The sequence below is a fragment of the Flavobacterium sp. 1355 genome, from assembly GCF_017833415.1.
Taxonomy (GTDB): domain Bacteria; phylum Bacteroidota; class Bacteroidia; order Flavobacteriales; family Flavobacteriaceae; genus Flavobacterium.
In genome coordinates this window covers 37774-63328 of sequence record NZ_JAFICC010000021.1, presented here as the reverse complement: position 1 = coordinate 63328, position 25555 = coordinate 37774, and the positions used below count along the sequence as shown (strand labels likewise).

General features: G+C 33.5%; 26 protein-coding genes. 17 read left to right on the top strand and 9 right to left on the bottom strand.

Annotated elements, in window-relative coordinates; genetic code table 11:
* The first annotated feature begins 505 nt into the window (after positions 1-505).
* The 11 genes from JOD96_RS21380 (at position 506) to JOD96_RS21330 (ending at position 11440) form a co-directional block, all read left to right on the top strand.
* On the top strand, positions 506-727 hold the full coding sequence (locus JOD96_RS21380; protein WP_209566267.1) for a hypothetical protein: 222 nt from the start codon (positions 506-508) through the stop codon (positions 725-727).
* 172 nt (positions 728-899) lie between these two features.
* The gene (locus tag JOD96_RS21375; protein ID WP_031454937.1) at positions 900-1136 is read left to right on the top strand and encodes a DUF3820 family protein; all 237 of its coding nucleotides are present in this window, start codon (positions 900-902) and stop codon (positions 1134-1136) included.
* Positions 1137-1207: 71 nt separating this feature from the next.
* Positions 1208-1537 carry a hypothetical protein gene (locus JOD96_RS21370; protein WP_209566266.1) on the top strand — a complete coding sequence of 110 codons (330 nt, stop codon included), beginning with the start codon at positions 1208-1210 and terminating at the stop codon, positions 1535-1537.
* A 299-nt stretch (positions 1538-1836) separates the two neighbouring features.
* Positions 1837-3450 carry a CTP synthase gene (locus tag JOD96_RS21365; protein ID WP_209566265.1) on the top strand — a complete coding sequence of 538 codons (1614 nt, stop codon included), beginning with the start codon at positions 1837-1839 and terminating at the stop codon, positions 3448-3450.
* Between the two features lie 81 nt (positions 3451-3531).
* Positions 3532-5445: a membrane protein insertase YidC gene (gene yidC, locus JOD96_RS21360; RefSeq protein ID WP_209566264.1), complete on the top strand. Its 1914-nt coding sequence runs from the start codon at positions 3532-3534 to the stop codon at positions 5443-5445.
* 91 nt (positions 5446-5536) lie between these two features.
* Positions 5537-6283, top strand: coding sequence for a toxin-antitoxin system YwqK family antitoxin (locus tag JOD96_RS21355; protein ID WP_410744294.1), 747 nt, complete (start codon positions 5537-5539; stop codon positions 6281-6283).
* 14 nt (positions 6284-6297) lie between these two features.
* Complete coding sequence (locus tag JOD96_RS21350) at positions 6298-7125, top strand: DKNYY domain-containing protein (protein WP_209566263.1); 828 nt, start codon at positions 6298-6300, stop codon at positions 7123-7125.
* Between the two features lie 100 nt (positions 7126-7225).
* Positions 7226-8413, top strand: a complete 1188-nt coding sequence (gene mnmA, locus JOD96_RS21345) for a tRNA 2-thiouridine(34) synthase MnmA (protein WP_209566262.1) — start codon at positions 7226-7228, stop codon at positions 8411-8413.
* 40 nt (positions 8414-8453) lie between these two features.
* Positions 8454-10058, top strand: a complete 1605-nt coding sequence (locus JOD96_RS21340) for a S8 family serine peptidase (protein ID WP_209566261.1) — start codon at positions 8454-8456, stop codon at positions 10056-10058.
* A 12-nt stretch (positions 10059-10070) separates the two neighbouring features.
* Positions 10071-11015: an NAD(P)H-dependent flavin oxidoreductase gene (locus JOD96_RS21335; RefSeq protein WP_209566260.1), complete on the top strand. Its 945-nt coding sequence runs from the start codon at positions 10071-10073 to the stop codon at positions 11013-11015.
* Positions 11016-11029: 14 nt separating this feature from the next.
* Positions 11030-11440 carry a hypothetical protein gene (locus JOD96_RS21330; protein WP_209566259.1) on the top strand — a complete coding sequence of 137 codons (411 nt, stop codon included), beginning with the start codon at positions 11030-11032 and terminating at the stop codon, positions 11438-11440.
* A 78-nt stretch (positions 11441-11518) separates the two neighbouring features.
* On the opposite strand, the gene JOD96_RS21325 is transcribed toward JOD96_RS21330, so the two are convergent.
* The gene (locus tag JOD96_RS21325) at positions 11519-11956 is read right to left on the bottom strand and encodes a DUF4268 domain-containing protein (protein WP_209566258.1); all 438 of its coding nucleotides are present in this window, start codon (positions 11954-11956) and stop codon (positions 11519-11521) included.
* Between the two features lie 93 nt (positions 11957-12049).
* On the opposite strand from JOD96_RS21325, the gene JOD96_RS21320 reads away from it, so the two are divergent.
* Both JOD96_RS21320 and JOD96_RS21315 read left to right on the top strand, forming a co-directional pair.
* Complete coding sequence (locus JOD96_RS21320; RefSeq protein WP_209566257.1) at positions 12050-12709, top strand: NUDIX hydrolase; 660 nt, start codon at positions 12050-12052, stop codon at positions 12707-12709.
* A 117-nt stretch (positions 12710-12826) separates the two neighbouring features.
* Positions 12827-13636 carry a lysophospholipid acyltransferase family protein gene (locus JOD96_RS21315; RefSeq protein WP_209566256.1) on the top strand — a complete coding sequence of 270 codons (810 nt, stop codon included), beginning with the start codon at positions 12827-12829 and terminating at the stop codon, positions 13634-13636.
* A 140-nt stretch (positions 13637-13776) separates the two neighbouring features.
* Here JOD96_RS21315 and JOD96_RS21310 read toward each other — a convergent pair whose 3' ends face one another.
* The 3 genes from JOD96_RS21310 to JOD96_RS21300 are packed head-to-tail and all read right to left on the bottom strand — an operon-like array spanning position 13777 to position 16016.
* Complete coding sequence (locus tag JOD96_RS21310) at positions 13777-14409, bottom strand: hypothetical protein (RefSeq protein WP_209566255.1); 633 nt, start codon at positions 14407-14409, stop codon at positions 13777-13779.
* Positions 14410-14417: 8 nt separating this feature from the next.
* The gene (locus JOD96_RS21305; RefSeq protein WP_007810116.1) at positions 14418-14912 is read right to left on the bottom strand and encodes an RNA polymerase sigma factor; all 495 of its coding nucleotides are present in this window, start codon (positions 14910-14912) and stop codon (positions 14418-14420) included.
* Positions 14913-14954: 42 nt separating this feature from the next.
* Positions 14955-16016, bottom strand: coding sequence for a DUF3810 domain-containing protein (locus tag JOD96_RS21300; RefSeq protein WP_209566254.1), 1062 nt, complete (start codon positions 16014-16016; stop codon positions 14955-14957).
* Positions 16017-16236: 220 nt separating this feature from the next.
* On the opposite strand from JOD96_RS21300, the gene JOD96_RS21295 reads away from it, so the two are divergent.
* A complete protein-coding gene (locus JOD96_RS21295) occupies positions 16237-17697 on the top strand; it encodes an aminoacyl-histidine dipeptidase (protein ID WP_209566253.1) in 1461 nt (486 codons plus the stop codon).
* A gap of 256 nt (positions 17698-17953) precedes the next feature.
* Here JOD96_RS21295 and JOD96_RS21290 read toward each other — a convergent pair whose 3' ends face one another.
* The 5 genes from JOD96_RS21290 to JOD96_RS21270 form a co-directional block, all read right to left on the bottom strand.
* Positions 17954-18292 carry a DHCW motif cupin fold protein gene (locus JOD96_RS21290; protein WP_209566252.1) on the bottom strand — a complete coding sequence of 113 codons (339 nt, stop codon included), beginning with the start codon at positions 18290-18292 and terminating at the stop codon, positions 17954-17956.
* Between the two features lie 95 nt (positions 18293-18387).
* Positions 18388-19161 carry a carboxypeptidase-like regulatory domain-containing protein gene (locus JOD96_RS21285; protein WP_209566251.1) on the bottom strand — a complete coding sequence of 258 codons (774 nt, stop codon included), beginning with the start codon at positions 19159-19161 and terminating at the stop codon, positions 18388-18390.
* Between the two features lie 246 nt (positions 19162-19407).
* The gene (locus JOD96_RS21280; RefSeq protein WP_209566250.1) at positions 19408-21318 is read right to left on the bottom strand and encodes a DEAD/DEAH box helicase; all 1911 of its coding nucleotides are present in this window, start codon (positions 21316-21318) and stop codon (positions 19408-19410) included.
* A gap of 204 nt (positions 21319-21522) precedes the next feature.
* A complete protein-coding gene (locus tag JOD96_RS21275) occupies positions 21523-22101 on the bottom strand; it encodes a non-canonical purine NTP diphosphatase (RefSeq protein WP_209566249.1) in 579 nt (192 codons plus the stop codon).
* A gap of 145 nt (positions 22102-22246) precedes the next feature.
* Entirely contained in the window at positions 22247-22654 is a 408-nt protein-coding gene (locus JOD96_RS21270; protein WP_209566248.1) for a DUF2809 domain-containing protein, read from the bottom strand.
* A 94-nt stretch (positions 22655-22748) separates the two neighbouring features.
* Between JOD96_RS21270 and JOD96_RS21265 the strand changes: the two genes are divergently transcribed.
* The 3 genes from JOD96_RS21265 (at position 22749) to JOD96_RS21255 (ending at position 25553) form a co-directional block, all read left to right on the top strand.
* On the top strand, positions 22749-23930 hold the full coding sequence (locus JOD96_RS21265) for a glycoside hydrolase family 88 protein (RefSeq protein WP_245188473.1): 1182 nt from the start codon (positions 22749-22751) through the stop codon (positions 23928-23930).
* Between the two features lie 248 nt (positions 23931-24178).
* Positions 24179-24622: a hypothetical protein gene (locus tag JOD96_RS21260; RefSeq protein ID WP_209566247.1), complete on the top strand. Its 444-nt coding sequence runs from the start codon at positions 24179-24181 to the stop codon at positions 24620-24622.
* 157 nt (positions 24623-24779) lie between these two features.
* A complete protein-coding gene (locus JOD96_RS21255) occupies positions 24780-25553 on the top strand; it encodes a hypothetical protein (protein WP_209566246.1) in 774 nt (257 codons plus the stop codon).
* Positions 25554-25555 lie beyond the last annotated feature (2 nt).

The following is a 25555-nucleotide window of genomic DNA, read 5'->3' as shown; positions in this document are numbered from 1 at the left end:
CGATGGAAGCTTTTGTGAGATGGCATTATTAAGATTCTATCCCGAGGCTTCGGGACTGAGGAGCTAAGATTCTAAGTTTTTCTTTGCCACGAATTACACGAATTACAAGAATTTTATTAGTGGAAATTAGTGTAATTCGTGGCGAAAAAATCATACAGATTAGAAAATCATTTTAATCAATTTAATCTGTGGCAAAAACAAATCAAAATGACTTTAATAAATCAATTTCAGGAATTAAGGTTCTAAATAAAAAAAAAGCTAGCACAGATTAGAATGATTGCTGAAAGTGTTTGCCACGAATTGCACGAATTAGCGCGAATTTTATTAGTGGAAATTAGCGTAATTCGTGGCAAAAAAAATCATACAGATTAGAAAATCATTTTAATCAATTTAATCTGTGGCAAAAAAAATCAAAATGGCTTTAATAAAATCAATTCAGGAATTAAGGTTCTAAATAAAAAAAGCTAGCACAGATTAGAATGATTGCAGAAAGTGTTGCCACGAATTGCAAGAATTAGCACGAATTTTATTAGTGGAAATTAGTGTAATTCGTGGCAAAAAAATCATACAGATTAGAAAATCATTTTTAATCAATTTAAACTGTGGCAAAAAACAAATCAAAAAAGCTTTAATAAAATCATTTTCAGGAATTAAGGTTCTAAATAAAAAAAAGCTAGCACAGATTAGAATGATTGCAGGGATTGCTGCCACGAATTGCACGAATTAACCCAAATTCTATTAGTGGAAATTAGTGTAATTCGTGTCAAAAAAAATCGTACAAATTAGAAAATCATTTTAATCCTTTAATCTGTGGTAAAAAATGATAGCTTTGCATATTAAGAAGCAAGAAAGAGAATCAATCTGTATTCTTTTCTCTTGCTTTTTTTTTCTAAAAAAAAATGGAACAAGACAAAAAACTTCTCATAAAATTAGCACATACCAAAATGCCCTTTGGGAAATACGAAGGACGATTTTTAATTGATTTACCGGAATACTATGTAGTTTGGTATCATAATAAAGGTTTTCCAAAAGGAGAATTGGGGCAGCAGCTTCAGCTTATTTATGAGTTAAAATTAAATGGACTTGAGGAATTGATTAGAAATATAAAAAAGCAATATCCAAAACCTCTAAAATAATATCAGATAAATTTTAATTATGTTGATAATTTTGTAAGTCATTTTTATTTTTTTAGAATAAATTTAATTAGATGAATAATAGTGTTCAAAAATCAAATTCAGGTAAGACCTTAAGTGTATTATCCTTAGTACTATCTTTTTTTGCCTTAATTTCAGCAGGGATTTGCTGCTTGACTTTTTTTATAACCCTTTTAATTGCAATACCTTTTGGTATACTAACAATTTTCCTTAGCTTTCTCGCTGTAATTTCTGGTACAATTGGCATGTCACAAGCAAGAAAAAGTAATAGTTCTCTGCTTATTTCACAGATTGGATTGTGTTTAGGAATAATTGCTGTTTCGATTATCGTGATTTTTGTTTTAGTAATGTTTTATTCTATGCAATCTACTATGCTGAAATAGAAACATAGTTGCTGTACTTAATATCAAGCTAATTAAGTTTACTTTTATAAAGTAGTATATTTTGATCTTGTTTATCATTTTCTGTATAAGACTTGGATTTTTGATAGATTCGTTATTCTGATTAAGCGTAATATTCAAAATTACAGACCAATTAAAAGTAAAAATTATTGATTACAAATTCAAGTAAACGATCTGTTTAAAAAATTGCAAAATTATCTCATTCTCTAATTGTCAAATTATCTAATTAAATTTGTACTTTTGCCAAGTTTTTTACACAACTACTTACAAACAACAACAGAATGAATCAAACAAAATATATTTTTGTTACAGGCGGTGTGACTTCTTCTTTAGGAAAAGGAATTATCGCAGCATCTTTAGCAAAATTGTTACAAGGAAGAGGGTATCGTACAACTATTCAAAAATTTGATCCGTATATAAATGTGGATCCGGGGACATTAAATCCTTATGAACATGGAGAATGTTACGTTACAGATGATGGTGCAGAAACGGACTTGGATTTAGGGCATTATGAGCGTTTTCTAAATGTTCCGACATCTCAGGCTAATAACGTTACTACAGGTAGAGTTTATCTTTCGGTTATTGAGAAAGAAAGAAGGGGAGAATTTTTAGGCAAAACAGTTCAGGTAGTTCCTCATATTACAAACGAAATCAAGGACAGAATGCAATTGCTGGGTAAATCTGGCGATTATGATATTGTTATTACCGAAATTGGAGGAACTGTTGGTGATATTGAGTCATTACCTTATATAGAATCTGTTCGTCAGTTGGTTTGGGAATTGGGAGAAAATAACGGAATTGTTATTCATTTAACATTAGTTCCTTATCTGGCCGCTGCAGGTGAATTAAAAACAAAACCTACACAGCACTCTGTAAAAACATTGATGGAAAGCGGTATAAAGGCAGATATTTTGGTTTGCAGAACTGAGCATGAATTGTCTCAGGAATTACGTCAAAAACTGGCTTTGTTTTGTAATGTAAAAAAAGAAGCTGTAATTCAGTCAATTGATGCTTCTACAATATACGAAGTTCCAAATTTAATGCTTGAAGAAGGATTAGATGTTGTGGCTTTGAAAAAGTTAGATTTACCTAAAAAAGCATCTCCGGATCTTAAAACCTGGAATACTTTTTTACGCAGATTAAAAAATCCAAAGCAAACTGTAAATATCGGTTTGATTGGTAAATATGTAGAAATGCAGGATTGTTACAAATCTATTTTAGAGGCGTTCATTCATGCAGGTGCTGCAAACGAAACAAAAGTAAACGTTATTTCTATTCACTCAGAACATATTAATAGTGATAATATCGAGGAAAAATTAGGAACTCTTGACGGAGTTTTGGTTGCTCCCGGTTTTGGAGAAAGAGGTATTGAAGGAAAAATTGAAGCAGTTCGTTATGCCCGTGAAAACAATATTCCGTTTTTTGGGATTTGTTTAGGAATGCAAATGTCTGTTATCGAATATTCAAGAAATATTTTAGGTTACAAAGAAGCAAATTCAACTGAGATGAATGAAAAAACCAAACATCCTGTAGTGAATTTGATGGAAGAACAAAAAACAATTACGGATAAAGGGGGGACAATGCGTCTTGGAGCCTGGAAATGTGATATTAAGCCAAACACTTTAGCACATAGAATTTATGGAGAAAAGACAATTTCAGAACGTCACCGTCACCGTTATGAATATAACAATAAATATAAGGATGAATTGCAGAAAGCAGGTTTAATTGCTTCTGGAGTAAATCCTGATACAGGCCTGGTTGAAATTATTGAGTTAGAGAATCATCCGTTCTTTATTGGGGTTCAATACCATCCTGAATACAAAAGTACGGTTGCAAACCCACACCCAATTTTTGTAAACTTTGTGGCTGCTGCAGTAACTGCGCATAAAAAATAATAATTATATTCTGTGAAGGATGTAACTTTTGAGTAAAACTCTTAACTAATAGCCTTAAACGAATAACTTTTTTAAATTATAATGGAAGAAAAAAAATTAGATTTTAATTCAATCGTTGGTTTTGTATTGATATTTGGAATTTTGATTTGGATCATGTATCAAAATCAACCTTCTGACAAGGAAATTGCTGCTGAAAAAGCCAAGAAAGAATTAGTTGCTAAACAAGAAGCTCAGGCTAAAGCAGATAAGACTAAAACAGTTGCCCAGCCAACAGTTGCAACAACTCCGGGAGACACAGTTCAATTGGCAAAATTGCAAAAAACATTGGGAGGTTTTGCTTACTCAGCTACTCTTGCTTCAGCAAAAGAATCTTTTACAACTATTGAAAACGAAAAGATAAGACTTAAAATCGCCAACAAAGGCGGTTATATAGTTGAAGCTACTCTGAAAGAATTTAAAAAGTTTGAGAAAAATTCCGGACAATTAGTAGAATTAATCAAAGACAATAATTCTCATCTAAACATTCAATTACAAACTACTGATAACAGAACTTTAAACTCTAAAGATTTGTTCTTTGAACCAACATTAACTAAAGTTGGTGAGGATCAGGTTTTGTCAATGCGTTTGAAATCGGGAGCTAATGAGTTTTTAGAGTATAAATATACTTTGAAACCAAACGATTATTTAATTGGTTTTGATATTCGTTCCCAAGGATTGAATAAAGTTTTAAATTCTTCTAAACCATTAGATTTAGTTTGGGATTTGAAAACGTACAGAAACGAAAAAAGTATTTCTTACGAGAATCGCTATGCTCAGATTGAGTATGAATATGAAGACGAAAAATACAGTTCTGTAAGTCCGAATGGTGAAGGAAATGAAGAAACTCCTGAAAAAGTAAGTTTTGTAGCTTTCAAACAACACTTTTTTACGACTATTTTATCTACAAATAAGCCATTCGAAAAATCCAGATTACAATCTTATAACCTGGTAAAAGACGAAAAAATCGATACTGTTTTTACAAAACAATTTAAAGCGACTGTTCCACTGGCTTTTTCTAGTGGAGAAGTTGACTATAAAATGAATTTGTATTTTGGACCTGCAGATTATAAAGTTTTAAAATCATACGATAAAAATTTCGAAAAAATTATTCCATTAGGATGGGGGATTTTTGGATGGATCAACAAATGGATTTTTATTCCGTTATTCGGATTCCTAAGCTCTACAATTGGATTGTCATTAGGAATTGCCATTATCATCTTTACTATTATTATCAAATTGGCCATGTCGCCAATTACCTATAAGTCATTCCTGTCTCAGGCAAAAATGAAAGTTTTGCGTCCTGAAATTACAGAGTTGGGAGAAAAATTCAAAAAAGACCCAATGAAAAAACAACAGGAAACAATGAAACTGTACAATAAAGCAGGAGTAAACCCAATGGCAGGATGTATTCCGGCCTTGATTCAGCTTCCATTTATGTATGCGTCATTCCAGTTTTTCCCTTCAGCATTTGAGTTAAGACAAAAAGGATTTCTTTGGGCAGACGATTTATCATCATTTGATGCTGTAGTACAATTACCATTCAATATCCCATTATATGGAAGTCATATCAGTTTGTTCCCAATCCTGGCAGCAATTGCAATTTTCTTTTACATGAAAATGACATCAGGAGATCAGCAAATGGCAGCGCCTCAACAAGAAGGAATGCCCGATATGGCAAAAATGATGAAAATCATGATTTATGTTTCGCCATTAATGATGTTAATCTTCTTCAACAGCTACGGTGCAGGTTTGAGTTTATATAACTTTATCTCCAACTTAATTACAATCGGAATTATGTTTGTAATCAAAAACTATATTGTTGATACAGATAAAATTCATGCTCAAATTCAGGAGAACAAATTGAAAGAGCCTAAAAAGCCAAGTAAATTTCAACAGCGTCTTCAGGATGTTATGGAGCAGCAGGAAGCTGCAAAAGCTCAAAATAAAAAGAAATAAATTTTATAAAAAAATCTCGATTTATCGGGATTTTTTTATACTTGTAATATACTTTATAAAGTACAATGTCGTTTAAGTTTAAAATGAATTTATGATGAATTTAAAAAGAATAATTTTTGGATTAGCATTGCTAAATGTTTTAATAATAAATGCTCAGACCGACTTCAATAAACTAGATGCCAACGGTAAAAAAGATGGCGTATGGAAGGGAATTTATGAAGTCTCTAAACGTCCCCGTTATGAAGGAACTTTTATTCATGGAAAAGAAACGGGAATATTTAAGTTTTTTGATGATACCAAAAAAGGAGATGTAATTGCTACACGCGATTTTAGTGCAAATGACGGAAGTGCTTACAATATTTTTTACGATCAGAATAAAAACAAGGTAAGTGAAGGAAAAGTGATTGGCAAAAATTACGAAGGCGAATGGAAGTATTATCATAAAGCATCCAAAATTCTTATGGCCGTTGAAAATTATAAAAACGGAAAATTAGAAGGTCCAAGAAAAGTTTATTATCCAAATGAAAAAGTTGCCGAAGAAATGACGTATGTAAACGGAAAGAAAGAAGGTATTTATAAAAAATTTGGACAAAACGGAATCATTTTAGAGCAGACAACATATAAAAATGACGAGTACAATGGTGACGCAATTTTTTATGACTCTGATGGAGTAGTAGCTTCTGAAGGTAAATTTTTAAAAGGAAAAAAAGCAGGAATTTGGAAGTTTTACGTAAAAGGTAAGCTAACTAAGGAAATAAACATGAGCGATCCGAAAAATGTCAATAAAATTTCTGAAAAAAGCGGAACCAAAAAAAATCTGCCCGAAAAAAAGCAGTAAAAAGTGCATATTCAATGAAAGGACAAAAACCTGCAATGGAATTTAATGCGTACGATGAAAAAGCATTTTATTGGACGGATGGCAAGAATGTATTTTTTCGTGAAATGGTAATCAAAAATGCTGATATTGATTCTTTTGAACATTTTCCGGGATCATGGGCAAAGGATAATAAATATTGCTATTCAGGAGCTACAAAGATAAAAGGGGCAGATGTTACCACTTTTAGTGTGCTGAATTTTGCATATGCAAAAGATAAATCTCATGTCTGGACGCTGGCAGGTCTGATTCCACAAGCTGACCCGGAAACTTTTGAAGTTTGTGACAGCGGTAAAAAATCATTAGGAATCACTTTTTATCCCTCAAATAATAATAAAAAAAACAGATTTGAATCTTTTGTGCCATACGGATTCGCTAAGGATTTAAATAATGTGTATTACTACGACTTTCAGGGTACTGCAAAGATTATAAAGCAAGCCAATGCAGCATCTTTTCAATCTTTAGATGATGGCTATTTTGGTTTTGATGAGAAGTCTGTCTTCTGTGGAAGCCGGGTACTCCCGAAAGCAAAACCGGAAACATGGAATAAATTGCAGGCAGGATATTTTTATTCTCAGGACAGCAACAGGATTTATTATTTTAATAGATTAATGAAACAAGCAGATGCAGCTTCTTTTGAAATTGTAGTTGTTTCTTCTGTATTTGAAACTCCAACCCAATATGCCAGGGATAAAAACCATTATTATTTTACTGATCAGATTTGTTCAAAAGATGATTTTGATAAATGGACAGAAGAAGAAACTGCCCAAAATCAAAAGTATATTGAGGAAAATAAAATACAATAGCTTTTATCTACTTTAGCATTGTATAAACTAATTAAAACTACTGTAATTATATAGATTTTGGCTTACCTTTGCACCCTTGTAAAAATATAAACGAGTTAAAATGAAACGTGTAGTTGTTGGACTTTCTGGTGGTGTTGATTCTAGTGTTGCAGCCTATTTATTGCAGCAGCAGGGATACGAAGTTATTGGCCTTTTTATGAAAAACTGGCATGATGATTCGGTTACAATCTCCAACGAATGTCCTTGGTTAGAAGATAGTAACGATGCCTTGTTAGTGGCTGAAAAACTAGGTATACCGTTTCAGACCGTTGATTTAAGCGAAGAATACAAAGAAAAAATCGTTGATTACATGTTCAACGAATATGAAAAAGGAAGAACTCCAAATCCTGATGTACTTTGTAACCGCGAAATCAAGTTTGATGTTTTTATGAAAATTGCTTTAAGTCTTGGCGCTGATTATGTGGCAACAGGACATTATTGCCAAAAAAGCGAAATTGAAGTTGATGGAAAACCGGTATATCAGTTAATTGCCGGAGCAGATAATAACAAAGATCAATCTTATTTTTTATGTCAGCTGTCTCAGGAACAATTGGCAAAATCATTGTTTCCGATTGGTGCCCTGACAAAACCCGAAGTACGTGAAATTGCTGCTGATATGGATTTGGTTACAGCAGAAAAGAAAGATTCTCAAGGATTATGTTTCATTGGAAAAGTGCGTTTACCTGAATTCTTGCAACAAAAACTGCAGCCTAAAGAAGGTAAAATTGTTCAGATTGATAAAAATGATCCAATTTATAATTTCGAAAAACCAGTTGGTTTAACCTTAGAAGAAGAGTTAAAAATAGAATCTCAGAAATTAAGCTATCTTCCAACAATGGGCAAAGTAGTGGGTAAACATCAGGGGGCACATTATTTTACAATCGGACAGAGAAAAGGACTTAATGTTGGCGGAACAACAGATCCGTTATTTATTATAGCTACAAACGTCGAGACCAATACTATTTATACTGGTTTGACAAGTTTGCACCCCGGATTATTTAAAAAATCTTTATTTATAGAAAAATCAGAAGTGCACTGGATTCGTACTGATTTGGCTTTAAAAACAGGAGAAAGTATGGAAGTAATGGCAAGAATCCGTTACAGACAGCCTTTGCAAAAAGCTACATTATATCAGTTTGAAGACGGAATGTACGTTCGTTTTGATGAACCTCAATCGGCTATTACTGAAGGTCAGTTTGTTGCCTGGTATTTTGGTAATGAATTAGTTGGTTCGGGAGTAATTTCTTAGCTTTATACTTTTTAAAAAGGATTCCTTTTAAAAGTATACTATGAAACACAACTACTTTATATTTATCATGCTATTGTTTTCTTCTGCGATGTTTTCGCAAGAAGATGCTTGGGTTTATTTTTCAGGTAAGCCAAACGCTCAGCAATATTTAGATGCTCCGTTAACCATGCTTTCACAGAAAGCTTTAGATCGCAGGACCAATCAAAATATTGCTTTGGATATTACAGATACCCCTGTAGAGAAATCCTATGTCGACCAAATAAAATCAAGTACAGGAATAATGATCATGGCGCAGTCAAAATGGCTGAATGCTTTGCATATTAGTGGCAGTCAGGCAAACATTAATGCTTTAAAATTGCTGCCTATAGTTAGTAAAGTAGTTTTTGCAGACAGGACATTAAATACTTCAAAAAAAGTTCCGGCTGTAACATCAAACACAAATAAAAGACTTAAAACTGCTGTTGATTATAATTACGGAAGTTCTGCAACTCAGATACAAATGCTGAACGGCCATATTTTGCACCAACAAAATTATACAGGTTCAGGTAAAACAATTGCAGTCTTAGATGCTGGTTTTCCCGGAGTCAATACAGCACAGCCTTTTGAGAACCTCAGAAATAACGGCCGAATTCTAGGAGGGTATGATTATACAACCAGAAGTGATAATTTCTATAGAGGAAGCGATCACGGAACTTTAGTTTTGTCTACAATGGGCGGATACAAAGAAAATGCCTTAATAGGGACTGCTCCGGATGCGTCTTATTACCTCTTTATCACAGAAATTGATGCCTTTGAAAATCCATTGGAAGAGTCACTCTGGGTCGAAGCGGCAGAAAAAGCAGACAGTTTAGGGGTTGATATCATAACTACATCTCTAGGCTATTTTGGTGAAAGGGATGAACCAAGATACAATCATACCTATAGCGACATGAATGGAATAACAAATTTTGTTTCGATAGGTGCAGATGCTGCTTTTAGTAAAGGAATAGTTGTTCTGGCCTCAGCAGGCAATGAAGGTGATACTGGAGAACCACATGTTGGCAGTCCGGCAGACGCCGTTTCTGTACTTGCGGTAGGCTCGGTTATGGCTTCAAAAACCAGATCAGACTTTAGTTCAGTCGGACCAAGTTATGATAACAGAATAAAGCCGGATATAATGGCAATGGGAAGCGCCACAGTGGTTTCAGGTGCTACAGGAACTATAAGAACTTCAAACGGTACTTCTTTTTCATGTCCTGTTATGGCCGGAATGGTTGCTTGTTTGTGGCAGGCGTTTCCATCAAAAACCAGTAAAGAAATCAGACAAATGGTTTTAGAATCATCAGACAGATATACAGTTCCCAATAACAATTATGGCTATGGGATTCCTAATTTTGGGGCTGCACTGGGAACAGAAAGTTTTATCTCAGAGAATGTTTTTTCGGTTTATCCAAATCCGGTAAAAAATGATCTTTCTTTTTCATTTCTTAATGAAACAGGAACAGCTAAAGTTTCTATTTATTCTGTTTTAGGACAAAAAATAATTGAAAAACAAATTACCAGCCAAAATCCAATTCTTTCTGTACAATCTTTAAAAGGCGGTCTCTATTTTTATACTTTTGATGCCGATGGTTTGTACAAAACAGGAAAGATAATCAAACAATAACTACACTTTTAAATGAATAAGATTACCCAGCTTTTTAATATAAAATATCCAATAATTCAGGGAGGAATGATTTGGAACAGTGGTTACAAATTAGCAAGTGCCGTAAGTAATGCAGGAGGATTAGGGCTTATTGGCGCGGGTTCTATGTATCCCGATGTATTACGCGAGCATATTCAGAAATGTAAAAAAGCTACAGATAAGCCTTTTGGAGTCAATATTCCGATGTTATACCCGAACATCGAGGAAATTATGACTATTGTTGTTGAAGAAGGGGTAAAGATTGTTTTTACATCTGCTGGAAATCCTAAAACATGGACTTCTTATTTAAAAGAAAAAGGAATAACTGTAGTTCATGTAGTAAGCAGCAGTGTTTTTGCCTTAAAAGCGCAGGAAGCAGGAGTTGATGCAATTGTGGCAGAAGGTTTTGAAGCTGGAGGACATAACGGCCGGGATGAAACCACAACACTGACTTTAATTCCGATGGTAAAGGAAAAAATTCAGGTTCCGATTATCGCTGCCGGCGGAATTGCAACCGGAAGAGGAATGCTGGCTGCCATGGTTTTGGGAGCCGATGGAGTACAGGTAGGAAGCCGTTTTGCCGCATCAAAAGAGTCGTCGGCACACAATAATTTTAAAGAAACTATAGTTAATATAAAAGAGGGAGATACGCAATTGACTCTTAAGGAGTTGGCTCCGGTAAGATTGATTAAAAATAAATTTTATCAGGATGTTCAGAAATTGTATGAGAAGTGCCCGTCAAAAGAAGAGTTAGTAGCCCTTTTAGGCAGAGCAAGAGCAAAAAAAGGAATGTTTGAAGGTGATTTGGAAGAAGGAGAACTGGAAATTGGTCAAATTGCCGGACTTATTCATGAAATTTTGCCTGTTGAAAAGATTATTCAGCAAATGATGAACGATTTTGAAATTGCCTGCAAAGAAAAAGCTAAATTTGAGTTTTAATAGCCCTAAAATAAATGAATACTTTACGTAACTATATATTAATCCTTTTTTTAGGACTTTGTTTTCAGCAATCTTACAGTCAGTCATATCGCTTTAAAACATCAGGTTTTAGCGTGCTGGAAAAGAATGAAAGAGGAAAATGGGGCGAATGGTCAAATCTTGATTTGGTAAATCTTTCTGTAATTCTTGATACAGATAAGCACCGAATTGTCGTGTATTCTCAGGAAATCCAACTATTTAACATTATTGAATATATAGAAAGGGAAGAAAATGATACCGATATTGTTTATTCTTTTTTGTGTAAAGACAATAATGGCAATGATTGTAAGCTTTCAATAATTACCAGAAAGAAACAGGATTATCGTAAGCAGCTTTATATAAACTATGATGATCAGATTGTTGTCTATAATATTTTTACGGTTTAACAAAACAAACCCGGCAGTTTTTTAAAAACTGCCTGGTTTGTTTTTATGCGCTATTTTTAAACTCAGAAACTTATCATCTTAGGATTCGACATCCTTTATAAACTCATCATATTCCAGATAAAACATTTCCAGGGCATGCATGTTTTCGTTGAAGAAATCAAAAATGGCATCCCAATTATTTTTATTACTAAAGCCAATTCCTTGTTTCTCAACCCAGATTCTGCTAATAGTTTTACCACTTTCTAAAGTATAATTTTTTTCGAAAACCAAATCTTTAATAAATTCCTCTTCCAGTATATTTTTTAAAGCTTCTAATTTTTCAAAATAGGCAATTCTTTTCTCATCACTTCGGTGTTCAATATCGATTAAAACCTGAGCTTTTTTATTGTCTACATAAAACTTAAAAGAGAAATCCTTAATTTTAGTATCATAAAGCACCCATTTTCGTGGATATTTTTCGGCGAAAGCCACCCAAAACTCTCTTTTCATTCTTTGTGATTCTTCTCTGCTGTACATTTATTATGGCTTTAGATTCGGGAAAACTTGTGAAAACGCGTTTTCTGGACTATATTTATATTTTATTTGAAAGTACAAAAATAAACTTTGAATATGGATTTTCAAGATTTTTTGCAATATGTTCCTAATATAATTCCGGTGAAACTGCCGGCTACTTCGGCCCACCTGAAAATGGCTCCAAAAGAACGGGCAGAGGGTTTGAAAAATTTAGATATAAACGCATTAAATCCCAGAATTGCCGCAGTTATGATGTTGCTTTATCCTAAAAACAAGGAAACACATTTGGTTTTAATCGTTCGTAATGCTTACGATGGGGTGCATTCTTCTCAAATTGCCTTTCCTGGTGGAAAATACGAAACAACAGATTCTGGTTTTGAAGAAACAGCCTTAAGAGAAACACATGAAGAAATTGGTGTTTTGCCCGAAAATATCAAAGTCATAAGGGAATTTAGCCCGATGTTTATTCCTCCAAGTAATTTTTTAGTACATCCTTTTCTGGGTATTTCATCAGAAGAACTTTCGTTTTATCCTGATGCACGTGAGGTTGCTTCAGTTATAGAATTGCCGCTTTCTGTTTTTTTGGATGATGAAATTATTATCGAAGCCACATTGTCAACTTCTTACGGAGCCAATATTCTCGTTCCTGCATTTAATATTCAAAATCATATAGTGTGGGGGGCAACGGCGATGATATTAAGTGAATTAAGAGAAGTTTTGAAAATAACTTTTGAGGAAAATCTGCAAAACCAATAAATTAACAATTTGATAATCATTACGATAACGATTTATCTTCAAAATTGCGTAAAGATTTTGCCAAATGAATAAATTTTGTATGTTTGCGACTTAACTAACAAAACACAATATAGAGCTATGGGATTGTTTAAACGAAATCCTTTCGGACATATATTATTCATCAAGAAATGGTTAATCCGTATTTTGGGTGCCATGACTCACCGAAGATATAGAGGTTTTAATGACTTACAGATTGAAGGATCTGAAATCATAAAAACGTTGCCGGATACCAATGTTTTGTTTATATCTAACCATCAGACTTATTTTGCAGATGTTGTGGCCATGTTTCATGTTTTTAATGCGAGCTTAAGCGGCCGTCAGGATAATATTAAAAACATTGGTTATTTATGGCAGCCCAAAATGAATTTGTATTATGTGGCCGCAAAAGAAACGATGCAAGCGGGATTATTACCAAGAATTCTGGCTTATGTTGGTGCTATTACAGTAGAGAGAACCTGGCGCGCAAAAGGAGTTGATGTTACAGAAAAACGTGATGTGAACCCTAATGATACCGAAAATATTAAAATTGCTCTCGAAGATGGCTGGGTAATTACTTTTCCGCAGGGAACTACAAAGTCGTTTAAGCCAGTTCGCAAAGGGACAGCCCACATTATAAAACAGCACAAACCTATTGTAATCCCAATCGTAATTGACGGTTTCCGCCGTTCTTTTGATAAGAAAGGTTTACGAATGAAAAAGAAAGGCATACTTCAGTCCTTTATTATCAAAGAACCTCTTGATATTGATTATGAAAATGATACAATCGAACAAATCGTTGAAAAAGTAGAATATGCAATTGAGCAACACCCATCATTTTTAAAAGTTATTCCGGCAGAAGAATTAAAAATACAGGAAGAACTGAATCAAATGAGACGCTGGGACTACTAAATAGTTTAGATTTCTGATTTTAGATTTTAGAGTTTAGATTTTTTGTTTCAAGTTTCAGGTTTCAGGTTTCAGGTTGAAATAGGCGTAAAAGCTAGCATCAAACCTTTGAACCTTTGTCGCTTAGAGCCTTAGTCCCTTACTTAAAAATCTATCTTTTTCAGCTCTTTATAATTTGCATATAATCTGCGTAAAAGTGTTCCGTATAATAATCTGTAAAAACACCAGAAAACACCTAAAAACGCTAAAGTTACCAAAATTAAAATTCCGCCTGTTACAAACATTGCTTTACCGTTTGTGGCTATCTTATCTCGTAAAAAGGTCATATCAGGGTTGTATACAAATGCAATGAAAAAGCTAATTATAGAACTTATCACTGCCATTCCCAAGTTGTACCAAACATAATACTGAACCGTTTTTCGTGTTTTTAAAATACTGCTCATCAGTAATTTTGTAGATTCTGTAGTAGAAATAGTCTTGTAATTTTTGTAAAAGAAATAAACAAATATCAGAACGACAACATAATTAAAGTATGTTAACACTTCCAGATAAAAAATCATTTCCGGATGTTTTATCTTAATTAACATTTCATCAGTGCTAAAAAATAAATTGGAGACTGTCCAGAATAAAATTTCTAAAATGCTTATAATCAAAATCCACTTCACGATTGAAGATGATTTTTTATGAATCATTTTATAAATTTCGGTTTCAGAAATTTGTTGAAAAGAATCGGCATTCTTTTTCCAGTCTTTTTTTAGTAAATCCAGTTCTTTCATAATAATTTTTAAGGATTTAATATTTTTTTAAGTTTCCCTTTAATTCTGTTCATTTTCACACGTGCATTCACTTCGCTGATTCCTAAGGTTTCTGCTATTTCTTGATAATCTTTGTCTTCTAAATACATAAAAACTAATGCTTTTTCGATGTCATTAAGCTGATAAACTGCTTTGTACATCAGTTTAATCTGCTCTTCCTCTTCATAATTATAGTCTACGTCTTTTACGAAATGCTGATGGCTTTCATAATCTACGGTAGATATGGTTCTTTTGGTTTTTCGATATAAGGTAATGGCTGTATTTAACGCAACACGATACGTCCAGGTCGAAAATTTACTATCGCCTCTAAATTTAGGATACGCCTTCCATAACTGAATGGTAATTTCCTGAAACAAGTCTTTATGAGCATCTTCCCCAGCAGTATATAATCTACAAATCTTGTGGATTATATTCTGATTTGCCTGCAATTGCGCAACAAATGACTGTTCTAGATTTTCGCTCATATAACTATTAGTAGTGATGAAATGATTTTTGTTACAGTTGATCTAAAGTTTTCTTGTTTTATAATAATTCAACGTTAAATCTATAAATTTACTATAACTCTCCATGCCATCTTTCTGGTTGTTTGATTTTAAAAAACTATCATAAAGAAAGTGAAAACCCTCATCAATAAAGGTGTCGTATTTTTTCCAGAAATCCTGACTTTCCTGATAATTTTTTAATACACCGGTATTTATTTGTTTTTTTAATCCCTTAAAGACCCTTTCATTTTTATATTGCCAGATTCCCATGCAATAACGCAAAGTAAAGCTGTATCCTGCATATTTATAATACAAATTATCATTTTTAACGGATGCTAAAACGCCAATAAAATTGCATTCATTTTCGCTGGCAAAACCAATCTGATGAGCCATTTCGTGAGCTGTAGTCAGTGGAAAAGTGTACATAGGCAACAAATCATTAACCTGAGCCTCATTAGTAAACGGATTTAGATAACCGCCAAATCCCATATAAGTTAAGGGAACACTGAATAATGATTTTTTTACACTCAGAACTTTGTATTTAAAATAAGGGTGTTCTTTTGCTAAGTTATCATAACCGTTTAAAATCATTTGAAAAGATTCTTTTTGATAATACGGAAAAACAATCCTCGCAGTGTCGTTTTTTGTAATCTGGTGTTGAATCTCGTTCGTTTTTACAATTAATCTTTTTGTAAAAGCTAAAAGATCGGCATCAGAATATTCCCGTTTGATTTCCATCTTTTGAAAAAGAGGTTCCCGATAATAATTAAAAGCCCAAAGGAGATGAAAGAAAAAGTAAAAAACAGAAATTTTGCCTAACATTTTTAAAAGATGATCTTTCCAGTCTGTTTTCCATGTTTTTCTGATTTTCCAAAGCCAGCTAATTACAGAAATCATTAAAACAGCATAAATACAGTCTCCTACAGAAAACGGAATTCTGCCTAAAAGGCCTCTGGAAAAATGCGAAATCCTGCTGTATAAATTGTTGCTGTAAAAGCCTTCAACAAAATCTGGAAAATACGGCAGTATTCTTAAAAAGATAATTTGAACAAGAAGGAAGAGAGGTAAAATATATTTTCGTTTCACAGTTAAATTTTTAGATACGTAAATATAAATACAATATTAACTGATTAAAAAAAGTTAGCCACAAATTCCACTAATTTTTTGATTTAATAAAACATAGGATCTTCTATAATCAAATTTTAGAGCCATTATAATTAGTACTTATTCGGGAAATTTGTGGCAAAAAAGAATTTAAACTTTGTAACTTTGGAACTCTTAATTGTTAAACTTCAAACAAAATATAATGAGTCAGGAAATAAGAAATCTGGAGCCAAAAGCACTTTGGAATAAATTTGCAGATTTAAACGCAGTTCCGCGTCCGTCTAAGAAAGAAGAACGTGTGATTGAGTTTATGAAAAACTTTGGTAACAGCTTAGGTTTAGAAACTTTTGAAGACGATATCCGAAACGTAATCATCAGAAAACCGGCAACACCGGGAATGGAAAATCGAAAAGCGATCGTCTTGCAAGGACATCTTGATATGGTTCACCAAAAGAATGCTGATACCGTTTTTGATTTCGATACTCAAGGCATTGATATGTATGTTGACGGAGACTGGGTTCGTGCCCGCGGTACGACGCTGGGAGCCGACAATGGATTGGGAGTGGCGACAATTATGGCTATTTTAGAAAGTAAAGATATACCGCATCCTGCAATTGAAGCATTATTTACGATTGATGAAGAAACCGGAATGACTGGTGCTTTAAATTTGAAAGGCGGAATTCTTCAGGGGCAGATTTTATTAAACCTTGATACAGAAGAAGATGATGAAATTGATATAGGTTGCGCAGGCGGAATTGATGTAACAGCTACAAGGACTTATCATGAAGAAGAAGTTCCGGAAGGTTCTGTTGGATATATTATTACCGTAAAAGGTCTTAATGGAGGTCATTCGGGAATGGATATTCATAAAGGTTTAGGAAATGCTAATAAGATTATGAACCGTTTGTTGTTTGATGCTTTTGAAAACTTTGGTTTACAGGTTGCTGAAATTAATGGCGGAAGCTTACGAAACGCAATTCCGAGAGAAAGTGTTGCAAAAGTGATTATTTCTGAAATGTTTGATGAAGCTTACATTTTTGATATGCAGGAAATTATCAATGATATCAAAGCTGAATATAAAACAACAGAACCAAATCTTTCTATCGAGATCATAAAATCTGATTTGCCGGAAAAAGTAATGGATTTAGGTGTTCAGGAAGGTATTATAAGAGCAATTTATGCCGCTCACAACGGAGTTTACCGAATGAGTGCTGATATGGATGATTTGGTAGAAACTTCAAATAATATAGCCAGAGTAATTGTAAAAGATGGCGAAATCCTGGTAGGCTGTTTAACGCGTTCATCTATTGAAAGTTCAAAATTTGATTTGGCTAACTCATTACGTTCTGCTTTTGAATTGGTTGGCTGTGAGGTTGAGCTTGCTGGTTCCTATCCTGGCTGGACACCAAATGTAAATTCTGAAATATTAGAAGTTTTAAAAGATATTTACGAAAAACAAAATAATGAAAAACCTAAGGTTGTGGCTTGTCATGCAGGTTTAGAATGTGGAATCCTGGGAACCAATTATCCGGATATGGATATGATTTCTTTTGGGCCGACAATTCACGGAGCGCATTCTCCGGATGAGAGAGCAAGTATCTCATCAGCTCAGAAATATTGGAAATTTGTTTTGGAAATTCTTTCGAATATTCCGGTAAAATAATTTTATTGTTCAGTCACAGTCTCAGTATTCAGTTTCAAAAAACTGCAAACTGAGACTGTAAAACTGAGATTTTAATCTCTTTTAGGAGAATTTTTCTTTTCTCTTTTTTCTTCTTTCTTTTCTTTAGCTGTTTTCAACGGTTCTTTTTTAACCGTTTTTTTAGCGTCTTGACTCTTTGCCATGATATTTAAATTTAGTTATTTCTTTTTTTGATATAAGTAAATATAACTATAATATTCTGATTTTGTTTAGAATATTACTTTAAAAAGTCACCATCAATGATTAACAGCTCTACACCTTTTGTAGTGATAGAACGGTGAGAGCTTGCATCATCAGAAACTACATACGTCATTCCTTTTGAAAGTGTAAATTTTTGACCATCCTCTAATTCGCTGATAAATTCTCCTTCCAGACAATGTACAATATGTCCTTTTTGGCACCAATGATCTGCAATATAGTTTTCAGAGTAAGTAACTTTTCGAATTCGTAAACTGCTTAATTGTAGTGTTTGCCAATAAGCAATTCCGGTTTCTCCTGAATGTTCTGTTTTTTCAATTTGACTCCAATCGATAGTTTGAAAAGGTATTGTATTCATAATTTTTCGTTTTTGGCTTGATGGATGGTTTTAAAACAAAAATCCTCAATTACTAATAGTAAATGAGGACCTTGATTTTTATTTAAAAATAATAATTAATTACGTTTTAGTACTTTATATTGTTCATAACAGGCACTGATAGCATCCATAATCTGCAAATCGTTTGCTGTTTGGATAAAAGAATCTGAATAGTTACAGCGGTGCATAATTTCAGGAATCTCATCTTTGCTTATTCCTAATAGTACAGCAACGGTTTCGCGGTCGTATTTAGATTCAAGTAAGTTTCTCACGGTATCATCTTTTTTCATTTCCTTTAGTTTCTTGAGCTCTTTTCCGTTTTTACCAAAAAAACCATAAAGGACGTCTGCAGGATTAAAAATAGACCCCAGCACTTTTCCAAAAGCATTTGGAGAATATTCTCCTGCTTCATAACCTTGCGTAAGGCCGGAAATACTGTAACGGTAATTTTCTTTAGTTGGAATTAGCTTAGAATCGACTTCAAGATAACCTGTAAGGTTAAAAGGAGCAATAACAACTTCTTCTAATGCAATTGCTTTTTCAGTAAGCTGAATTCTGGTTACTTTGTTTTTTATCCAGTCATTTGTTACTCTGATTCTTAGCGATTGAAATCCTAAGATGGAGAAATGTAGTGTATCATTTACTTGTACATCAATTTCAAAATATCCTTTTTCATCAGATCTTGCTCCTCGTACTTTATTGGTATTAATGACATTTACGCCAGATAAAGGTTGTTTACTGTTGTCGTTGATAATGTAACCTGAAACTCTTTGTGGAACTGTTGTCTCTATGTCTTGTGAAAAGCCAATTGTAGAGAATAGCATGAAAAAGAAAACTGCGAAATATTTCATATCCTGATTTAAAGCACTAAAAGTAGTAAATCAGGATTAAATATTTCGCAGTCTCCGAATATAATTATCAGAAAATTAACAAAGCAGGATATGCTGCTTTTAGTATTGAAGTAAAAAGGATTAAGGAGATTTAAATTTTGTTTGAATTACAGGACACGTCATTCAGAAGAACGTTTTATATAAAAAAAATCCCAAATTCCAAGTATGTCTGGAATTTGGGATTTTGTATTTTAAGATATTGACTTATTAGTCTCTTCTTGGTCTTCTTGGTCTTGGTGAATCACCAAAGCTTTCAGAACGTCTTGGAGCTCTGTCTGAACTTCCTTCGCTTCTTGGAGCCGAACTTCTAAAACCACCTTCTCTTTTTGGAGCAGATGAATTTCTGTCGCTTCTAAAACCGCCTTCTCTTGGAGCTGAGCTTCTGTCGCTTCTGAAACCACCTCCAGAACCTTCACGTCTTGGAGCAAAATTTCCTTCTCTTCTTGGTCCGCCAGAACTTCTTCCGCCACCAGAACGTCCGTTATGGTCACGTCTTCCGCCACCGTCATTTTTAGAAATTTCAACATTAATACGACGTCCTTCTAATTGTACGTTGTTTAATACTTCCATAACTTTGTCAGTATGTTCAGGATCAGTGTTAAAGAAAGAGAAACCTTCTTTTACATCTACTTTGAAAACGTCATCACGACCTAAGTCTAATGTCTCTTTCAAATAATCCTTAAGAGTCATCCAATCGAAATTATCTCTTGAACCGATGTTTACAAAATAACGAACTGCTCCGTTATTATTGAATTCTCTTGGTTCAGAATCAGTTCTTTCGCGTCTTTCTCCAGATTGAGCAGATATATCTCTGTTCTTTTTGTAGTAAGCAATAAAACGGTTAAATTCTACTGAAACCATTTTCTTGATCAGTTCTTCTTTTGATAAACCTTCAAGAACGTTATTGATTGCTGGTAAATAGTTGTCAATTTCGTGATCAACTTCAGTATCTTTAATTTTTGTTGCTAAGTGCAATAATTGAATTTCGCAGATCTCAATTCCAGACGGGATCGTTTTTTCTTCGAATTTTTGTTTGATGATTCTTTCGATAGAAGAAATTTTACGCAACTCACTTTTTGTAACAATTACAATAGAAGTTCCTAATTTTCCGGCTCTACCAGTACGTCCAGAACGGTGATTGTACGTTTCAATCTCGTCAGGAAGTTGGTAATTTACTACGTGAGTAATATTATCAACGTCAATACCACGTGCAGCAACGTCAGTTGCAACAAGCATCTGAATTTGTCTTCCACGGAAAGATTTCATTACACCATCACGTTGCGCCTGAGACAAATCTCCGTGCAATGCAGCAGCACTGTATCCATCTTCAATTAATTTTTCGGCTACAGCCTGAGTATCTCTTTTAGTACGACAGAAAACCACAGAGAAAATGTCCGGGTTAGCATCGGCTAAACGTTTTAAAGCTTCGTAACGATCACGAGCGTTTACTAAGTAAAATTCGTGAGAAACTGTTGCAGAACCAGAGTTCTTAGCTCCAACAGTAATTTCAACAGGGTCGCTCATAAATTGTTTTGCAATTCTGGCAACCTCTTGTGGCATAGTTGCAGAGAACAACCATGTACTTTTTTGATCAGGAGTATCAGATAAAATTGATACGATATCCTCATAAAATCCCATGTTTAACATTTCGTCAGCCTCATCAAGAATACAGTAATCTATATTTTTAATGTTAACCAAACCTCTGTTGATCATGTCTTGCATTCTTCCCGGAGTAGCCACAATAATTTGTGCTCCTCTCTTAATGTCCCTAGCTTGCTCTGTAATACTAGCCCCGCCGTAAACTGCTACCACATTGATACCTTTCTCGTATTTTGCGTAGTTTTTAAGTTCGTTGGTAATCTGTAAACAAAGTTCTCGTGTTGGCGATAAAACTAATGCTTGTGTGTTTCTATTGTCAGCATCAATTTTTTGAATTAGCGGAAAACCGAAAGCTGCCGTTTTCCCTGTCCCTGTCTGAGCCAACGCAACCATATCTGTATCTTTTTCCAATAATAGGGGAATCGCTTTCTCCTGTACTTCTGACGGATTCTCAAATCCTAGATCTAAAATCGCCTTCAGTAACGATTCATTCAATCCTAATTGTTCAAATTTATTCATATGTATTTTTAAAATAGGGTGCAAAATTACTGTTAATTATTCAGATAAACTAATGGTATTTTAAGAATTATCTATTTCTTATGATTTGATTATCAAAATGTTATCTTTAATGTAAAATCATTTTTACTGCAAATTGAATAATTTTGAAAAAAAAAGCGTCATGAAATATCAATTTTGCCTCCTAAAATGTTGTATTTTAAACAATTATTTTGTGGAGTTCAGAAAATCAATTAGTTGCTGGGTTGCCTTGGCGCGATGACTAATTTTATTTTTTATTTCTGAAGATAGTTCTGCAAATGTTTCGTTATAAGTTTCAGGCAAAAAGACAGGATCGTATCCAAAGCCGTGATTTCCAGTTTTATCAAAAGTAATTTCTCCTTTTGCAATTCCCGTAAACAAATGTTGTCTGCCTTTTATATTCAAAGCAATTACAGTCTTAAATTGTGCACTTCTGTCTGATTGGTCTTTTAGAGCCTCCAAAAGTTTGTTCATATTATCGTCGGCATTTTTTTGCTCACCTGCATAACGTGCAGAATATACACCTGGAGCGCCATTTAATGCCTTAACCTCCAGTCCTGTATCATCTGCGAAACAATCATAACCATATTTTTCCGTTACATAATTGGCTTTCAAAATAGCATTCCCCTCAATAGTGTCAGCTGTTTCCGGAATTTCTTCGTGGCAGCCAATATCAGACAGGCTTAGTAACGAAATGGAACCCTTTAGAATACTTTGAATTTCTTTGATTTTATTTAAATTATTAGAAGCGAAAACAAGTTGCATAGTGATGTATTTAAGAGAGATTATTTTAAAAACACAAATTTAGAATTCTTTTTGGAATTTGCATTTTGACAGGATTGGCTCAGAACTTTCGCTTGATTAGCGTATTCGCAATTTCTTGTAAAATTTTTAGTTTTATCAAGTACGGCTATCCTAAGATGTGATATTCCGGTGTTTTAGAATAATTTTTTTCAATACTAAAAACAACTGCAATTCCAAAAGTATAAGCCAGAATATCACTCCAAAGAAAACCTTGTCCCAGAACATATCTTCCAAAAAGTGTTTTTCTAAGTTCGATCATCCAGTTGCCTTGGTAAAGCTGCAGAAACTCAATTGTGTAACAAATCAATAAAGACAGAAATAATATCGACGTAGATTTTTTAAGGGGAAATAGTATTCTAACCAAAAAATAAATCATAACAGCATACAGAAAATCACCTGTATACAAAGGAACAAATGAAATTTTTCTGGAAAGAATTCCAAGAAAAATTGTAGAGAGAAATAAAATGAAATATTGGAGCCTGAGTTTGTTCAAACCCTTTTCAAATAGAAACATTTGTACTTTTTAGGTCAACAAAAATACAAAGATTCGAATAGGTTTACTTTATTTTATAAATTTATCAGTTCTATCAACTTCTATTTTTAATCACATGATGACAAAAATTTCTGTTTTGATTACTTTGACCTTGTTTCTGGCTGTAAATCAAAATTATGCTCAAAAAAAAGTTTCGTTTAGTATCGATAAACAACTGCAATATTGTGCAGAACAAGCAACAAAAACGTTAAAAGTAATTCCAAATGACGGGACTTCTCCAAGAACAGTTCCCAACGGAAGTAAAGAATGGAAATTTGTAAATTATAAAGACTGGACAAGCGGTTTCTGGCCGGGAGAATTATGGTATTTATGCGAGGCAACAGGAGACAAAAAATGGGAAAAAGAAGCTGATAAGTTTAGCCGGTTTTTAACACCTTTGTCTGTTAGCAAAGCCAATGATCACGATTTGGGTTTTCAGATATTCAATAGTTTTGGAAACGGGTATCGATTAACCAAAAATCCCGAATACAAAGAAATTATATTGAAAACAGCCGATACTCTCGCAACACTTTTCAATCCAAAGGTGGGTACCATTTTATCCTGGCCGCACAATAAATATGGTGGTCATAATACGATCATCGATAATATGATGAATTTGGAGCTATTATTTTGGGCTTCTAAAAACGGAGAAAATAAAAAGCTATATGATATTGCAGTAAAACATGCAGAAACCACCATGAATAATCATTTTAGAGCAGATTACTCTTCTTATCATGTTTTGATTTATGATTATGAAACCGGCAAGAAGATAAAAGGAATTACTGCGCAGGGCTACAGTGACGAAAGTATGTGGGCGAGGGGCCAGGCTTGGGCTATTTATGGGTTTACCATGGTTTACAGGGAAACCAAAGATCCAAAATTTTTAGATTTTGCCCATAAATTGTCGCGTGTTTATTTAGATAAATTAACAACAGAAGATTTAATTCCGTATTGGGATTTTAATGCTCCTGATATACCAAATGCTCCCAGAGATGCTTCTGCAGCTGCAATTGTTTCTTCTGCACTTATAGAATTGAGTTCTTTTACCAAAGACAAGGCTTTAAAAAATGAATATCAGACAAAAGCAAAAAAAATGATTGTTTCACTTTCAGATCATTATCAAAGCCGTGATGCAAATTCGGCATTTTTATTACATGCTACCGGACACAAACCAGCTGGAAGTGAAATAGATTGCTCTATAAATTATGCAGATTATTATTATTTGGAGGCTCTTTTGAGACTTCAAAAATTAAAATAATACATTAAAAAGGTTCTTAAAAAACAAAGAACCTTTTTTTATGCCAAAAAGTTAATAAACCGCTTTCATTTTGAAATCAGGTCTTGTTAAAATTCTTACAAAACAATAGTTTTTTGAAATAAGGTAAATAGTATTTAATCAAATGGTTATCAGTAAATTATTCCCTGTTTAGGTATAGGAAATGACATGAAAAAAACTTATGTTTGAGACAACAAAATCTATTAACCTAAACCAAAAACAAAAAACCTATGAGAAAAAATTACGCTAAGATTTTATTGGTTATCGTCGTTCAGCTTTTACTTATAAGCTGTCAAAACACGAAACAAAAGATCCAGAAACATGTAAATGTGTACAACAGCTCTGCTGAACAATTTAAAGGCGACAATATTACCGGTACTACAGCAAAAGGATTTTTGGCCGCGAGCAAAATTGAGATCAGAATTTTAACTGACTTAGAGCAAAATGAAACAAACAAACTTGCTGCAGGTAAAAGATTTCCTGGTTTATTATCTGAAATGATTAAGAAAGACCAGATTTCCAAAACATTAATCGAAGAAGGAGTGGCTTTCGATGTTTACTTTTTGGCCAATAACAATACAATTTTTGCCCAACACTTTATTGACAAAGAAGAATTGGCGGTTTTAGAAAACACAAACAGTTCTCCACAAAATAAAGAAACTGCAAAACTTTAACCTAAAAAAGACTGTATAGTAAATTTTAATAAAAGCAGCCTCTTTGCTCTAGTATAGAAGAGGCTGTTTTCTTTTCGTTAAGAATACTAATTATTTTGTTTTGCAGCTATCAATAAAGTATGTTTGTTGTAAAATTCTACCTAATAAATCTAAAATTATGATTAAAAAAATTACTCAAATCTCTTTTGCAATTACTATCGCATTGTTTTTAGTAAGTTGTAAAAACACTAAACAAAAAATGCAGGATTATGTAAACTCTTATAATAATTCTACTTCCCTGATGCAGGACGAAGTTATTACCCATACAAGTGCAAAAGCACTTTTGCAGGATAATAAAATCGAAATAAGAATTGATACCAATTTAGATCAAAGTGCATCAAACAAATCTATTTATAAGGACATGTTTCCTGCTTTTCTTGGTGAAACAATGAGAAAAGATCCTGCTTCGGTAGAACTAATTAATGAAGGTGTCACATTCGAAATATATTTTCTGGCAAACAACAGTACTGTTCTTGCTGAATTAATAGTTGATCGTGAAGAATTAAAAAAATTAATGGCTAAAAGCAGTGCCAATTCTTTAAATAAAGAAAACACAGATTCTGATTCTGGCAGTGAAATCCAGCAAATGCTTGCATTGATGAATCAAAATATGCCAATCGTAAATGAAGACGGAACAAAAGTATTAAAAATTGATATTAGCGATAAAAACGAACTTGTTTATAAGATTGAAGTACCAAAACAGTATTCGGAAATTCTTAAAGGGGACGGAGCAAAAGTTTTGATGAAAGAAAATATTTTGAGAAGCAGTGATTTAAAAAATATTATCGGTTCTATCAAACGTTACGGAATAACAACAATAAAATACATTTATCAGGATACCAAAGGACAACTTGTAAATGATATTATCCTGACCGAAAAAGACCTGAAGTAATC